The sequence below is a fragment of the Brevundimonas fluminis genome, assembly GCF_003934285.1.
GTDB lineage: Bacteria > Pseudomonadota > Alphaproteobacteria > Caulobacterales > Caulobacteraceae > Brevundimonas > Brevundimonas fluminis.
In genome coordinates this window covers 280,759-295,420 of sequence record NZ_RQWJ01000003.1, presented here as the reverse complement: position 1 = coordinate 295,420, position 14,662 = coordinate 280,759, and the positions used below count along the sequence as shown (strand labels likewise).

The 14,662-nt window shown below is 71.3% G+C and carries 13 protein-coding genes; 9 read left to right on the top strand and 4 right to left on the bottom strand.

What is annotated here, in order from left to right:
- Positions 1-141: 141 nt before the first annotated feature.
- The 4 genes from EFJ44_RS06340 (at position 142) to EFJ44_RS06325 (ending at position 6,118) form a co-directional block, all read left to right on the top strand.
- The gene (locus tag EFJ44_RS06340) at positions 142-3,186 is read left to right on the top strand and encodes a GAF domain-containing protein (protein ID WP_125256358.1); all 3,045 of its coding nucleotides are present in this window, start codon (positions 142-144) and stop codon (positions 3,184-3,186) included.
- A gap of 121 nt (positions 3,187-3,307) precedes the next feature.
- Positions 3,308-4,654 (top strand): flagellar protein export ATPase FliI, encoded by a 1,347-nt coding sequence (gene fliI / locus EFJ44_RS06335; RefSeq protein ID WP_125256357.1) that lies wholly within the window; start codon positions 3,308-3,310, stop codon positions 4,652-4,654.
- A gap of 4 nt (positions 4,655-4,658) precedes the next feature.
- Entirely contained in the window at positions 4,659-5,069 is a 411-nt protein-coding gene (locus EFJ44_RS06330) for a flagellar export protein FliJ (protein WP_125256356.1), read from the top strand.
- A 5-nt stretch (positions 5,070-5,074) separates the two neighbouring features.
- Positions 5,075-6,118, top strand: coding sequence for an endo-1,4-beta-xylanase (locus EFJ44_RS06325; protein WP_125256355.1), 1,044 nt, complete (start codon positions 5,075-5,077; stop codon positions 6,116-6,118).
- On the opposite strand, the gene bglX is transcribed toward EFJ44_RS06325, so the two are convergent.
- Positions 6,115-8,370 (bottom strand): beta-glucosidase BglX, encoded by a 2,256-nt coding sequence (gene bglX / locus EFJ44_RS06320; protein ID WP_125256354.1) that lies wholly within the window; start codon positions 8,368-8,370, stop codon positions 6,115-6,117. The genes EFJ44_RS06325 and bglX overlap by 4 nt on opposite strands.
- A 213-nt stretch (positions 8,371-8,583) precedes the next feature.
- Positions 8,584-9,285, bottom strand: coding sequence for a response regulator transcription factor CtrA (gene ctrA / locus EFJ44_RS06315; RefSeq protein ID WP_125256353.1), 702 nt, complete (start codon positions 9,283-9,285; stop codon positions 8,584-8,586).
- A 266-nt stretch (positions 9,286-9,551) separates the two neighbouring features.
- Here ctrA and EFJ44_RS13795 point away from each other — a divergent pair, with 266 nt between their 5' ends.
- Together EFJ44_RS13795 and EFJ44_RS06305 are read left to right on the top strand one after the other, a co-directional pair.
- The gene (locus EFJ44_RS13795; RefSeq protein WP_164511869.1) at positions 9,552-9,905 is read left to right on the top strand and encodes a chromosomal replication initiator DnaA; all 354 of its coding nucleotides are present in this window, start codon (positions 9,552-9,554) and stop codon (positions 9,903-9,905) included.
- A 26-nt stretch (positions 9,906-9,931) separates the two neighbouring features.
- The gene (locus EFJ44_RS06305) at positions 9,932-10,606 is read left to right on the top strand and encodes a DUF6456 domain-containing protein (protein WP_125256352.1); all 675 of its coding nucleotides are present in this window, start codon (positions 9,932-9,934) and stop codon (positions 10,604-10,606) included.
- 1 nt (position 10,607) lies between these two features.
- On the opposite strand, the gene EFJ44_RS06300 is transcribed toward EFJ44_RS06305, so the two are convergent.
- Complete coding sequence (locus EFJ44_RS06300; RefSeq protein ID WP_125256351.1) at positions 10,608-11,033, bottom strand: SufE family protein; 426 nt, start codon at positions 11,031-11,033, stop codon at positions 10,608-10,610.
- A 176-nt stretch (positions 11,034-11,209) separates the two neighbouring features.
- On the opposite strand from EFJ44_RS06300, the gene EFJ44_RS06295 reads away from it, so the two are divergent.
- The gene (locus tag EFJ44_RS06295; protein WP_125256350.1) at positions 11,210-12,898 is read left to right on the top strand and encodes a sensor histidine kinase; all 1,689 of its coding nucleotides are present in this window, start codon (positions 11,210-11,212) and stop codon (positions 12,896-12,898) included.
- Here EFJ44_RS06295 and EFJ44_RS06290 read toward each other — a convergent pair.
- Entirely contained in the window at positions 12,895-13,752 is an 858-nt protein-coding gene (locus EFJ44_RS06290; RefSeq protein WP_206426882.1) for a hypothetical protein, read from the bottom strand. The genes EFJ44_RS06295 and EFJ44_RS06290 overlap by 4 nt on opposite strands.
- Positions 13,753-13,808: 56 nt before the next feature.
- Between EFJ44_RS06290 and EFJ44_RS06285 the strand changes: the two genes are divergently transcribed.
- Together EFJ44_RS06285 and EFJ44_RS06280 are read left to right on the top strand one after the other, a co-directional pair.
- On the top strand, positions 13,809-14,135 hold the full coding sequence (locus EFJ44_RS06285; RefSeq protein ID WP_125256349.1) for a DUF1491 family protein: 327 nt from the start codon (positions 13,809-13,811) through the stop codon (positions 14,133-14,135).
- 116 nt (positions 14,136-14,251) lie between these two features.
- Complete coding sequence (locus tag EFJ44_RS06280) at positions 14,252-14,632, top strand: hypothetical protein (protein ID WP_125256348.1); 381 nt, start codon at positions 14,252-14,254, stop codon at positions 14,630-14,632.
- The last annotated feature ends 30 nt before the right edge of the window (positions 14,633-14,662 follow it).

Genomic DNA, 14,662 nt, shown 5'->3' with positions numbered 1-14,662 from the left:
TACACGGTCCACCCGCTGAACCTTGGCAACACGGCGGCGTTGGTTCGTGACGCGCTTCACACGCCTGGGGGGAGAGGAACGCTGAAGGGGGAAGGGGACATCGCGGACGGAGCCGCCGACTTCCTGCCTTCAAGCGGGGAGATGGCGTCGCGCATCCGCGGGTTCGACTGGGCCTCGACCTCGCTTGGGCCGTTAGACCGCTGGCCGCAAAGCCTGAAGACCGCCACCGGCCTCCTGATCGCCTCCCCCGTGCCCCTCGTCATGCTGTGGGGTCCCGACGGCGTGATGATCTACAACGACGCCTATTCCGTGTTCGCCGGACGTCGCCACCCTGCGCTTCTGGGCAGCGAGGTGCGCGAAGGCTGGCCCGAGGTTGCCGACTTCAACGACAACGTCATGAAGGTCGGGCTGGCGGGCGGAACCCTGTCCTATGTGGATCAGGAACTGACCCTGCATCGGCACGGCGCGCCCGAGCGCGTCTGGATGAACCTCGACTACTCTCCGGTCCCGGACGAAAGCGGACGGCCGGCAGGCGTGCTGGCCGTGGTCGTCGAGACCACCGGACGCAAGGCCGCGGAGGCGCGGCAGGCCGCCCTCCTGGCGCTGGACGAGGCCGTCCGGGACCTGACCGATCCCGCCGAGATCGCGCACGCCTCCTCCCGCGTCCTGGCCGAGACGCTGCAGGTCAGCAGGGTCGGCTACGGCGTCATGGACACGACGGCCGAGACCATCACCATCGACCGCGACTGGAACGCGCCGGGCGTGAAGAGCATCGCCGGCGTCATTCATTTCCGCGACTTCGGCGACTACATCGAGGATCTGTCGCGCGGCGACGCCGTGGTCTTCGCCGACGCCGCCGACGATCCGCGCGTCCAGGACGGCGGCGCCGCCCTGGACACCATCAGCGCCCGCGCCCTGATCAACCTGCCGCTGATCGAGCACGGGCAGGTCGTGGCCCTGCTGTTCGTCAACAATGCCACGCCTCGGGTCTGGAGCGACGACGACGTGGCCCTGGTCCGTGAAGTGGCCCAGCGGGTGCGGACCGTCAGCGAGCGCGCCCGGGTCACCGCCGCTCTGCGCGAGAGCGAGTCCCGGCTGCGCTTCCTCGACGACCTGACGACCGCGGCCCAGACGGCGATCGACCCGGAGGAAATCCTGGCGATCGTCACCCGGATGACGGCGCGGCATCTGGGGGTGACCAACTGCGCCTACGCCGACATGGACCCGGATCAGGACGGCTTCACCATCCGCGGCGACTGGGCCGCGCCGGGCACGCCCTCGATCGTCGGCCATTACAGCCTGGCCGACTTCGGCGAGCTGGCGGTCCAGGAATTGGGCGCGGGCCGGCCCCTGATCATCAACGACAACCTCAAGGAGATCGCTCCGGAAGAGGCGGCGACCTTCCAGTCGATCGGCGTCTCCGCGACCATCTGCATGCCGCTGGTCAAAGAGGGCCGCTTGCTGGCCCTGATGGCCATCCACCACAAGGACCCTCACGTCTGGACGTCCGCCGAGCTCGCCACCATCCGCGAAGTGACGACCCGCTGCTGGGCCCACATCGAGCGCGTGCGCGACGAGGCGGCGCTGCGCGACAGCGAGGCGCGCTACCGCGACCTGTTCAAGACCATGGACGAGGGCTTCTGCGTCATCGAGTTCGTCGACGGTCCGCGCGGCCGCTTCGACGACTACGTCCACGTGGAAGCCAACGCCGCCTACACCACCAACGCCGGCATCCCCGACGTGGTCGGCCAGTATGTGCGCCAGATGGTTCCCGACGAGGCCGAGGCGTGGATCGACCTGTACCGGGAGGTGCTGGTCACCGGTCGCCCGATCCGTTTCGAGAAGGAGCTGGAGGCCACCGGCCGCTGGCTTGAACTGGCCGCGTTCCGCATCGAGCCGCCGGAGCGAAACCAGGTCGCGGTGCTGTTCAAGGATTTGACGGCCCGGAAGCTGGCGGAGCGGGCTCTGGAGGATCTGAACGTCACCCTCGAGGAACGTGTGGAGGCGCGGACCCGCGAGCTTGCGGCGGCTCACGAAGCCTTGCGCCAGAGCCAGAAGATGGAGGCCGTCGGCCAGCTGACCGGCGGCATCGCCCACGATTTCAACAACCTGCTGGCCGGAATCTCGGGCAGCCTCGAACTGCTCGGCAAGCGCCTGGCCGAGGGGCGGACCGCCGGCATGGAGCGCTACATCGACGCCGCCCAGGGCGCGGCCCAGCGCGCCGCCTCGCTGACGCAGCGCCTGCTGGCCTTCTCGCGTCGACAGACGCTGGATCCCAAACCCACCGACGTGAACCGGCTGATCGGCGGCATGGAGGAGCTGATCCGCCGCAGCGTCGGGCCGGACGTCGAGGTCGAGGTGGTGCAGGCGGGCGGCCTGTGGGCGACGCGGGTCGACCAGCCCCAGCTCGAGAACGCCCTGCTGAACCTGTGCATCAACGCCCGCGACGCCATGGCGCCCGACGGCGGACGCCTGACCATCGAGACGGCCAACAAATGGCTGGACGAACGCCACGCCCGCGAGCGCGACCTGCCGCCGGGCCAGTACGTTTCGCTCTGCGTCACCGACACGGGCTCGGGCATGGCCCCGGAGGTGATCGAGCGCATCTTCGACCCCTTCTTCACCACCAAGCCGATCGGTCAGGGCACCGGTCTGGGCCTGTCGATGATCCACGGCTTCGTGCGCCAGTCGGGCGGCCAGGTGCGCGTTTATTCCGAGGTCGGATCAGGCACGACCATGTGCCTGTATCTGCCGCGCTGGTCGGGCGAGGTGTCGGATGAGGACCCCGTCCGGGTCGCCCTGGCCGGGGCGCCCGGGCACGGAGAGACGGTGCTGGTCATCGACGACGAGCCGACCGTGCGCATGCTTGTGGTCGAGGTGCTGCAGGAGCAGGGCTACGCCGCGATCGAAGCGCCGGACGGCCCCACCGGCCTGGCCATTCTGCGGTCGGACGTCCGCATCGACCTTCTGATCACCGACGTCGGCCTTCCGGGCGGACTGAACGGTCGCCAGGTCGCCGACGCGGCGCGCGAAACCCGGCCGGACATGAAGGTGCTGTTCATCACCGGCTACGCCGAGAACGCCGCCGTCGGCAACGGTCTGCTGGCCCCCGGCATGGAGGTGCTGACCAAGCCCTTCGTCATGGCCGACCTCGCCGCCAAGGTCACCGAGATGATCGACGGCTGACACCGGGCCCGGCGCGCACCACCATGCGGTCGATGGAGACGCGCTCTCACGAAGGGCGGCCGATCTTCATTTCCGGTTAACCACGATCCCGCATCCCTGAAACCTGGTTCCGGGGTTCCTCTTGCGCAACTTGATCGCCGCCGTCGAAGCCGTCGATCCGCTGGTCGTGACCGGCAAGGTCGCGGGCGTGTCGGGCCTTCTGATCGAGAGCCGGGGCGGCCTGTCGCGTCTGGCCGTCGGAGCCCGGGCCGAGATCGGTCGAGGCCGCGGGCTGGATCCCCTGCCGGCCGAGGTCGTCGGTTTCCGCGACGCAAAGGCCCTGCTGATGCCCTTCGGCCCGGTGGAGGGCGTGGCCCCGGGGGCCGACATCCGCATCGTCGACGCCGCCGCCGCCGTTCGCCCCACAACAGGCTGGCTGGGCCGCATCGTCGACGCCTTCGGACAGCCCATCGACGGCAAGGGCCCCCTGCCCCTCGGCCCCGCCGCCTATCCCCTGCGCGCCTCGCCGCCGCCGGCCCACTCGCGCGGTCGCGTGGGCGAACGGCTGGATCTCGGCGTGCGGGCCATGGACGTCTTCACCACCACCTGCCGGGGCCAGCGGCTGGGCATCTTCGCCGGCTCCGGCGTGGGCAAGTCGGTGCTGCTGTCCATGTTGGCCAAGGAAGCCAGCTGCGACGTCGTGGTCGTCGGCCTGATCGGCGAACGTGGCCGCGAGGTGCGCGAGTTCGTGGAAGAGACGCTGGGCGAGGAGGGCCTGCGCCGCGCTGTGGTGGTGGTGGCCACCTCCGACGAGCCGGCGCTGAAACGGCGCCAGTCGGCCTACATGACCCTGGCTCTGGCGGAATACTTCCGCGATCAGGATCTCGAGGTCCTGTGCCTGATGGACTCGGTCACCCGCTTCGCCATGGCGCAGCGCGAGATCGGTCTGGCGGCGGGCGAACCGCCGACGACCAAGGGCTATACCCCCACCGTCTTCACCGAACTGCCCAAGCTGCTGGAGCGGGCCGGTCCGGGCCCGCGACGGCCCGACGGCACCACGGCGGCGCCGATCACCGCCCTGTTCACCGTCCTGGTCGACGGCGGCGACCACGACGAGCCGATCGCCGACGCGGTGCGAGGGATCCTGGACGGCCACATCGTCATGGACCGCAAGATCGCCGAGCGCGGGCGTTTCCCCGCCATCGACGTGCTGAAGTCGATCAGCCGAACCATGCCGGGCAACCAGACCGAGCCGGAGCGCGAGCTGAACAAGCGCGCGCGGCAGTGCCTCAGCGCCTACTCGAACATGGAGGAGCTGATCCGCATAGGCGCCTATCGCAGCGGGGCGGATCCCATCGTCGACCGCGCCATCGCCCTGAACCCGGCGCTGGAGGCCTTCCTCAGCCAAAGACCGGAAGAGGCCACGCCTCTTACCGAATCCTTTACCCGGCTGGAGGCCATATTGAATCAGGGCATGGTGAGGGAGTGACGACATGACGGCCTGGGCGCAGTCGCTGATCCGCATTTCCAACTATGAGGTCGAGACGCTGCAGAAGCGTCTGGCCGAGATCACCGCGCGCCGCGCCTCGGCCGAGATGCGCATCGCCGTGCTGGACGCCGAGGTCGAGGTGGAGCGCGAGCGCGCCCGCTCCGACGCCGAGGCCCGCATGCTGCTGGACGCCTACGTCACCGGGTGGAAGGCCCGTCGCGGCGCCGCCGAGGCCGACGTCCTCCAGATCGGCGCCGAGGAGGCAGGCGCCCGCGACGCCCTGACCGGGGCCTTCGAGGAGCTGAAGAAGTTCGAACACGTGGCCGAGACCACCCGTCTGAACGCCCTCGTCGCCGCCGCGCGCAAGGAAACGGCGCGGTTCGACGAGCTGGGCCTGAGGCGCCGCGCGGGCTGAGGCCCATGCCGACGCGCCGCTCGGTCCTTTCCGGTTCCTTCGCCCTCGCCGCCTGCGCCGGCGCGCCGTCGGCACCCGCGGCGACGCGTCCGCTGAAGGACCTGCTGCCCTGCCCCGTCGGCGTGTGCGGCATGAGCGGCCAGTTCGGCGACGCCGGCTGGCGCGAGCTGGTCGCGCGCGAATTCGATCAGTTCACGCCCGAGTGGGAGATGAAGATGGAGGCGATCCTGCGGCCCGACCGGTCGCTGGACTTCTCCCGCGCCGACGCCTGCGCCGACTTCGCCGGGCGGAACGGCATGCGCCTGCATGGCCACGCCCTCGTCTGGTATTCGCAAGGCGCCGAGCCCTTCGCCGGGCTCGACAAGTCGACCTTCGCCCGGGACTACGACCGCTACGTCCGCGAGGTGACCGCCCGCTATCGCGGCCGCGCCGTCAGCTGGGACGTGGTCAACGAGCCGGTCGCCGAGGACGGAGACGGCCTGCGCACTCACCACTGGTCGCAGTCCCTCGGCGAGATCGACCACATCCGCCGCGCCTTCGACGTGGCTCACGAGGCCGATCCGGACGCGGTGCTGTTCCTCAACGACTACAATCTGGAGAACCTGCCGCGGAAGGGCGCCGCCTTCCTGCGGCTGGTCGAGACCCTGATGAAGGCGGGCACGCCGATCCACGGCATCGGGACGCAGAGCCACCTGGACGTCGAGATCGCCGAGGGCCAGATCGCCGGCTTCTTCCGCGAGGCCGCGCAGTTCGGCCTCAAGATCCACGTCTCGGAACTGGACGCGTCGCTGAAGTCCGACCGTCGCGTCGATCTCCGACCCGACGGCCAGAAGCGGGCGCAGCAGGCTGCGCGCGTGACGGAACTGACCGAGAGCTTCATGGCCTTGCCGGACGATCAGCGCTTCGCCTTCACCGTCTGGGGCGCAAGGAATTCGGACAGCTGGCTGAACCGCGACGCCAGGGCGGGATCGGGCGATCAGCCGCTTCTGTTCGACGCGTCCGGTGCGCCCACGCCGATGCACGGCGCGGTCGTCGCCGCGTTGGATTAGGGCTTCAGAAGCTCGAACTCGCCCTCGACGCCGGTCTCCGCAGAGGGCGCGATCCATACCGTGAAGCGGCCGGGCTCGGCGATCCAGGTCAGATCGGGCCCGACGAAGGTCAGGTCCGCGCGCGTCAGCGTGAAGGCCACGCGTTCGGACGCGCCGGGAGCCAGGGTCACCCGCTTGAAGCCCTTCAGTTGACGGATCGGACGGGTCACCGAGGCGGCGCGGTCGTGGATGTAGAGCTGGACCAGTTCCTCGGCCTCGCGGGCGCCGCGGTTCGTGATGGTCGCGGCGACTTCCAGCGAGCCGTCCCACGCCATCCGGCCCGCGCCCGCATCGAGATCGGCATAGGCCACGTCGCCATACGTCAGGCCGTGACCGAACGGCCAGGCGGACAGGTTCAGGCTTTCCCGATAGCGCGCCTTGAACTCCTCGCCGTGCTGGAGGCTCAGCGGCGGACGCCCGGTGATCTTGCGGTCGTAGTGGAAGGGCGACTGGGCCACGTGGCGCGGGAAGCTGACCGGCAGTCGGCCCGACGGAGCGTGGTCGCCGAACAGGACGTCGGCCAGCGCCCCGCCCGTCTCGACGCCGAGGAACCAGGCGACCAGCAGCGCCTTCGACGCCTCGGAGGCGGGATCCAGGGTCATGGCGCGCCCGCACTTGAGGATCAACACGGTCGGCTTGCCGACCGCGCGAACCGCCTCGACCAGCGCGCGCTGAGGCTCGGGCAGGCCGATGTCGAGACGCGACTGCGCCTCGCCCGACATGCGCTCGCCCTCGCCGACGACCAGCACGACGACGTCGGCGGCGCGGGCGGCGGAGACGGCTTCGTCGATCCCGCCCGCGATCTCCGCCTCGGCCGCGCATCCCGCGGCCACGGTCAGCGCCTGCGGGTCGGCCATGGCGGCGCGCAGGCCGTCCTCGACGGAGGTGGCCTGTCGCGGATCGCCGAAAAGAACCCACGGTCCGTTCAGGTGATCGTGACCGGCGGCGAACGGGCCGATCAGGGCGATCTTCGCCGAGCGCGCCAGCGGCAGCAGGCCGCCCTCGTTCTTCAGCAGGACCAGCGACTTCCGCGCCGCCTCGCGGGCCAGTTCCCGGTGCGTCGGCGCGTGCCCCTTCTCGGTGCGGGCCGGGGCGAGGCGGTTGAACGGGTCTTCGAAGAGACCCAGCGCCGCCTTCAATTTCAGAACCCGTCGGACGGAGGCGTCCACCTCCGCCTCGTCCACCTCCCCCGCGCGGACGAGGTCCGGCAGGAAGCGGGCGTACAGCGCGCTGGACATGCTCATGTCCACGCCGCCGGCGAAGGCCAGACGCGCCGCGTCGCGCTCGTCCTCGGCCAGGCCGTGGGCGATCAGTTCGAAATCGCCCGTGTAGTCGGACACCACGAAGCCTTCGAAATCCCACTCGCCGCGCAGCACGTCCTTCATCAGCCACGAGTTGGCGTGGCATGGCACGCCGGCGACGTCATTGAAGGCCGCCATGGTGGACAGGGCCCCGGCGCCGAACGCCGACTGGAAGGGCGGAAAATAGACCTCGCGCAGCGTGCGCTCCGACACGTCGGCGCCCGCATAGTCCAGGCCGCCGGCGGCGGCGCCGTAGGCGGCCAGATGCTTGGGCGTGGCCAGCATGGCGTCGGCGTCGTCCAGCCGCGCCCCCTGGAATCCCTCGACGCGGGCCGCGGCCAGCAGGGATCCCAGCAGAACGTCCTCGCCTGCGCCCTCGACGCCCCGGCCCCAGCGTGCGTCGCGGGACACGTCGACCATGGGGGCGAAGTTCCAGGCCAGACCGACGGCCGTCGCCTCCTCGGCCGCCGCGCGGGCGGTGCGGCGGGCAAGCTCCGGATCGAAGGCGGCCGCCTCGGCCAGGGGCACGGGGAAGATGGTGCGGAAGCCGTGGATGACGTCGGCGGCGAACAGCAGCGGGATGCCCAGCCGGCTCTCGTGCACGGCCACGTGCTGCATGCGCCTGTGCCAGTCGGCCGAGTCCCCGTTGAACACGCCTCCCAGCCGGCCCTCGCGGACCGCCTGCTCCTGCTGGGAGGGCGTGCCGGAGATCGCTTCCGGATTGGCGGCGTTGGCCAGAGAGGGGGCCAGCGCCGCGGGCATGATGGTCAGCTGCCCGGCCTTCTCCTCCAGCGTCATCGCCGCGATCAGGGCCTCGATCCCTTCGGGCGTCCCCGCCTGCGCGCCCCGGGGCAGGTCCGGAGCCGATCGGGCCTGCGGCGCTTCGGAGCGGATCGGCGCGGCGTTGGGCATGGAGGGAGGAATCTCGTGTAAGCGGTTACAGTCCGCTTGATAGCCGACAGTGAACCGGGGGCACAAACCCTTACGGCGCGTCGGGCGCAAACGGAACCTCGCGGGGCAATGTGAGGCGCGCGAGCGGGCCGGCGCGGACGGTCGGCCCCTGAACGCGGAAACGCCCGCCGGCTTCCCGGCGGGCGTCTTAGGGTCAGGCGTGGCTGAAGGGGATCAGGCCGCGGCGCTGACGGAGCCTTCGGCCGGGTCGCGCAGGACGTAGCCGCGGCCCCAGACGGTCTCGATGTAGTGCTTGCCGCCCGCGGCCGTCGCCAGCTTCTTGCGCAGCTTGCAGATGAAGACGTCGATGATCTTCAGCTCGGGCTCGTCCATGCCGCCGTACAGGTGGTTCAGGAACATCTCCTTCGTCAGGGTCGTGCCCTTCCGCAGGGAGAGGAGCTCCAGCATCTGGTACTCCTTGCCGGTCAGGTGGACGCGGTGGCCGTTCACCTCGACCGTCTTGGCGTCCAGGTTCACCGCGATCTCCCCGGTGGTGATGATGGCTTGGGCGTGGCCCTTGGAGCGACGGACCACCGCATGGGTGCGGGCGATCAGCTCGTCCTTGTGGAAAGGCTTGGTCAGATAGTCGTCGGCGCCGCCGCCGAAGGTCTTCACCTTGGTCTCGATCTCGGTCGAGCCCGACAGGATCATCACCGGCGTGTTGACCTTGCCGACGCGCAGCTGACGCAGCACCTCGATGCCGTTCATGTCGGGCAGGTTCAGATCCAGCAGGATCAGGTCGTAGTCATAGATCTTGCCCAGATCGATGCCTTCCTCGCCGAGGTCGGTCGTGTAGACGTTGAAGCCTTCCGACTTCAGCATCAGCTCGATGCTCTGCGCGGTCGCGTGATCGTCTTCGATAAGCAGGACGCGCATTCATGCCCCTCCAGGCAAAGCTTGGCCGTAATCTCGTGCACCCGAGCGCCGGGTAACCTTGTTCGGACGTTAACCGCGCAAAAGCTTAAGAACCCTTAACGCCGCCTTCGGGGCGAATCGTAGGCTGATTTGCGAATCGCCGTCGAGAGTCCTGCGTCAAGCGCCGTGCGCTTTGGCGGCTGCGACCGATTCCGGCGCATCTTAGGACTATTTTCCCATTCTTCGGACGCCATCAGACGCGCCGCGGGAGAGTGGAGAAAGTGAGGATGAGCAAGGACGTCTATCGCGTGCCCATCACCGGCGCCGACCGGGCGCGGGCGGCGCTGGCGCTGCACATGGCGGCCGCGCTGACGGATCTCGCTCCCGAGGCGGTGGCCCAAGGGGGGCGCGGCCAGACCGCCTGCCGAGCGCGGTGGCTGGCGCTGTATCTGACGCACGTGGTGCACGGATGGACCCTGGACCGCGTGAGCCACGCATTCGGCGTGACGCGCAGCACCGCGGCGACGGCCTGCAGATGGGCCGAGCAATCCCGTGAAGCCGGCGCGTTCGATCACACCCTCGACCGGATCGAGGCCCTGATGCGCGCCGTCTTCGACGGCCCGGCGCTGGAGGTGGCGTGAAGGGCGCGGCGAGAGCCCGGGCGCTGATGACCCGATCCCGGGGCTGGCTGGAACAGACGCCCGCCGGCTACGTCCTGCGCACGGGGCCCGACCGGCGTGCCCGGGTGATCCTGACGCTGGACGAGGCCGCCTTTCTTGACCTCGCGCGCGATCCCGGCCTGCGGGCCCGGCGGGGCGGCGGATGGCTGGCCCGAGAGGTCGGGACCGGGGAGCCGGACCGGGCCGCACGCCCCGGGACGGACGAGGGGGAGCGCGTGGTGATGGAGACCGACGGCGTTCCGACCCGCCGCCGCGCCAACCTGACGCCGACGGCGCTGCAGTGGCTCGCTGCACGACGCGACGCCCATGGTCGGCCGTGGCTGACCCCGGCGGAGCGGGCCGCGGGCGAGCGGCTGACCCGGGACGCGGAGGACGCCCTGCGCGGACCCTCGCTGACCCTGCGTTGGGACGCCCTGCCGATCTCCCGCTCCGGCACCTCGACGCGGTTCGAGCCGGACGACCGGGCGCACAGGGCGGGCGAGCGGGTCGAGGCGGCGCTGCGCGCCGCCGGGCCGCGCCTGCGTCCCGTTCTGGAAGCCGTCTGCGTGCGCGGATCGGCCCTGCAGGCCGCCGAAGACCAGCTGGGTCTGCGCCGCCGCGCCGCCCGCGACCAGCTGAGAGCGGGCCTCCAGGCGCTGGCCCGGCACTACGGCATCGGCTGACTCAGCCCGCGGCCAGCGCGGCCTCGCGGATGCGGCCGACCATGCTGTTCAGGCCGTTGGCGCGCTGACGGGTCAAAGCCTGGGGCAGGCCGAGGCGGTCGAGCGCGGCGCGGGCGTCGAAGGCGAGGATTTCGGCCGGCGTGCGGTCCGAGTAGAGCCGCAGCAGCAGGGCGACGTTGCCCTTCGACAGGGCGCTGTCGGAGTCGGCACGGAAGGTCAGACGGTCGCCGTCACGGCCGGAGACCAGCCACACCTGGGCGGCGCAGCCCGGCACCTTGTTGGCCTCGACGCGATCCGCGTCCGGCAGGGGTTCCAGTTCGCGGCCCAGGTCGATGACGTACTGGATGCGGCTCTCCCAGTCGCCCAGCAGGTCGAACTCCTCGACCAGTTCGGCCAGGACGTCGTCGATCGAGGGGCGGTCGGTCATGGGCGCCAGATAGTCCGTGGGGCCGCCGGCCACAATCGGTCGGACCGTCCCCAGCCGTCCCGCGTCGATCCCCTCATTCCGTTCCCCCGGCGCGGGAGCGCGGTCGCGGCGACTCGCGCGCATCGCTAGTCTACGTTCCGTGCGCCCCGTCCGGGCGCGGAACGAGTTTCGCCTGCTTGCCCCCCGACGCCGACAGCCGGATCCCCGACGCCGACCCCACACTGCCCGGCCTCGCCGCCTGGCATGCAGGCTGGGCCGTGGCCGTGGCCGTCATCGCCCTCGCCCTCCGCTGGCTGGGCGGCGAGAGCGGACCCGCAGTCTGGGGCTTCCTGGCCGCGGCGGTGCCGGGCCTGATGGGCCTGTCGCTGCTCTGGCGCGACGGCCTGGGCCATCGCGTCCTGATCCTGGGCGTCTGGTCGGCCGCCGCCGGCGTCGCGGCCCTGCTGGGCGGCGGCGTCGGGGGAGATCTGGCGGGGTTGATGGTCATGCCGGTGGCGGCGGGCCTGTCGCTGGGCGGGGGACGACCGTTCGCGCTCCGTCTGACGGCGCTCGGAGCCGCGGGCTCGGCGCTGGCGGTGGTGGTCGGTCTGGCCTCGGCGCTCTACGGCGTCGCGCCCTCCGCTTCGCCCCAGACCGCCGCGACGGCAGGACTTCTGGCGTTGGCCGCCTTCCTGCTGTCCCTGCGGCTCGGATGGCGCGCGACCGAGCGTGGCCTCGACGCCGCGCGCGGCGGCGTGCGGCGGGTCGAGTCCGTCCTCGCCGGCCAGCCCGGCCTGACCCTGATCATGGATCCCTCGGGGCGCGCCCTGGCCGCCTATGGCGCGGCGCCCGCGGCCCTGCCGATCGAGCCGCTGTTCGAGACCGGGCTGTTCGCCGCCGTGCATGCGCCGGACCGCACCGCGGTCATGGCCGCCATCGACCGCGCCCTCAGCGGACCCACGGCCAGCGTGCGCTTCGCTCCGCGCACGGCGCTGGACCGGCGCGTCACCCTGCTGCTGCGCCGCTTCGAGGACCCCGCCGCCCCCGGGCCGCGCCTGATCGTCCAAGCCTTCGAGACCACCACGGACCATGCGCGTGAAGTGGCCCTGGACGCCGCCCGCGCCGAGGCGGAGGCCCAGAACCAGGCCAAGAGCCGCTTCCTGGCGAACATGAGCCATGAGCTCCGCACGCCGCTGAACGCCGTGCTCGGCTTCGCCGACATCATGCGCCAGCGCCTGTTCGGCCCCCTGCCCGACCGCTACGCCGACTACGCCGCCTCGATCCACGAAGCGGGCGCGCACCTGCTGGACCTGATCAACGACGTGCTCGACGTGTCGAAGATCGAGGCCCAGCGCTATTCCCTGACGTTGGAGGGTATGGACGCCCGGGAACCGGTCGCCGCCGCCATGGCTCTGGTCCGTCCCCTGGCCGACGAGCGCGGCGTGCACCTGACCGGGGTGCTGCCGACCGAGGCGCTGCCGGTCACCGCCGACCGGCGCGCCCTGAAGCAGATGGCCCTGAACCTGCTGTCGAACGCGGCGAAATTCACCCCGCCCGAGGGGTCCGTCACCGTGACGCTCGGCGTCATCGGCCCCTACCTGGAACTGGTCGTGGCCGACACCGGCGCCGGGATCGCCCCGGAGGACCTGAAGCGGTTGGGCCGGCCCTTCGAGCAGGCGGGCGGGCCGGATCAGAAGGCGCAGGGAACCGGACTGGGGCTGGCGCTCGTGCGCTCGCTTGCCGAACTGCACGGCGGGCGGCTGACGCTGGACAGCACCCTGGGCGAAGGCACGGCCGCGACCGTGCGTCTGCCCGTCGCCGCGGCCCCGGCCGCGAACGCGCCGGCGGGGGGAGCGGAGATCATTCCGCTGCCGCAGCGGGGCTAGAGCGTTCCGAGCTCGAGGAAGGCCTCGGCGGCGGCCAGATCGCCCACCTCGAACTGCGCGCGAGCCACGCTGCCGTCGCGGAAGACGAACTCCACGACGAAAGCCTCGCGCGGATCCAGCGCCGCCAGCTCGGCGACGGCGCGCTCGGGGAACGCCCACGCCTCGCCCCCCCGGCGGCCGCCGGGGAACAGCGCCTTCGCGGCCGGAGCCGTTTCGCCGGCCCACACCGCGCGACGCTGCGCCTCGGGGGCCAGGGTCGGGCGCGAGCCGATCCACGGGTTGGGGAAGCGGCCCACGTCGCGCATCACGATGCGGGCCGAGGTCGGACGCGGCTTGCCGACGAAGGAGACGGCGACGGTCAGACCGGTCTCGCCCCACACACGTCCGACGACCACCGGCGACGCGCCGGTGAGGCCGGTCTGCGAGAGACGCCAGCGGGGGGCGTCGAAGCCGGCGCGGTCGGCCGACCACGCGGCCGACAGTCCGGGAAATTCCATGCGCCGCAGGCCCAGCCAGCCGGCGAAGGCCTGATCCACCCGTCCCGCGACCATACGCAGCTCCGGATGGTCGCAACGGGTCGCCGCGGCGCGCGCACGGGCGCGGCGCGCGGTCTCGGCCGCTTGGACCGCCGTGGCCCCGCCGCGCAGCTGGGCCCCGCGCGCCTGCAGCGTCGCCGCCGTCAGGGCGACGCGGACCGGCGGGGCGAACAGGCCGCAACGGGCGTCGGCCGCCAGCATGAAGGCGCGGTCGTAATGAGCGTCCGCCGCCACGGCGGGCGCGGCCGTCAGAGCGGTCATGGCCGCGACGACGGCGGCGGCCCACAGGCGCGATCGGGGTTGGCGGGACGTCCTCATGCCGCCATACCAGCACGGCGACCCTTCCCGTCCGGTTCCCGAGCAAGGTTGACGAATTGCTGATCGCCTCGCACGTCTGGGTCGCCGCCCTGATCCGCCGGGCGGAACTGGAGGGCGCCTCCGCCACCGTCGCCCGGCATGGCGACGATCGCGCCGGCGCGGTGCTGGTGAAGGTCTGGAACTCTTCCGAACGGCGCGCGCGCGTATGGAGCGAGACCGTCGCGCCGGACGGGGCGCCCATGTGGATCGAGCCCATGGAGAGCGAGTTCGAGAGCGAGGTCGACGCGTGGATCCGTCGGCAGATCGACTATGATCCCGACCTCTGGGTGGTCGAGATCGAGGACCGGCAAGGACGCCATTTCCTGACCGAGAGGCTTGGTTAAGCCCCCGGAAACCATCACACTTTCTTAGCCGCGTTCGTGAACCGGACCGCAAGCGGCGGCGCCTATCTTCCCATCAACGGGCCGATCTGAGCCCGACGTGATGGTGGTGGGTTCGCATGCTCTTTCTTCTGAACGACGTCGTGTTCGACCTGGACGAGACCTGCCCGGTCACGCCCGGCGACGCGCGCCGGTTCGAGAAGCTGGGCTTCGACTATGTGCTGGAACTGGGTTGCGAGCTGTTCGCCGAGGACCCGGAGCTGCACCGCAACGACCCCGCCCGCGCGCGCCGCCTGGCCTGGCTTCTGCATGATCGCGAGCCCGGGCTGAACGCGGCCATGTTCGCCGCTCCGGCCCGGGACTGCCTGCCCGAGCTGGTCGAGCCCCGGTTCTGCGCCCTGCCCGAAGCCGTGCTGGCCGATCTGGACGGCAAGGCCCGCCGCGGCCGCCTGACCCCCGTCGCCGCCGACCGGGCGGTCTGGAACCGCCTGGCGGCGTGATCCGGCCAGGCTTGGCCTGGCCCCGCTCCG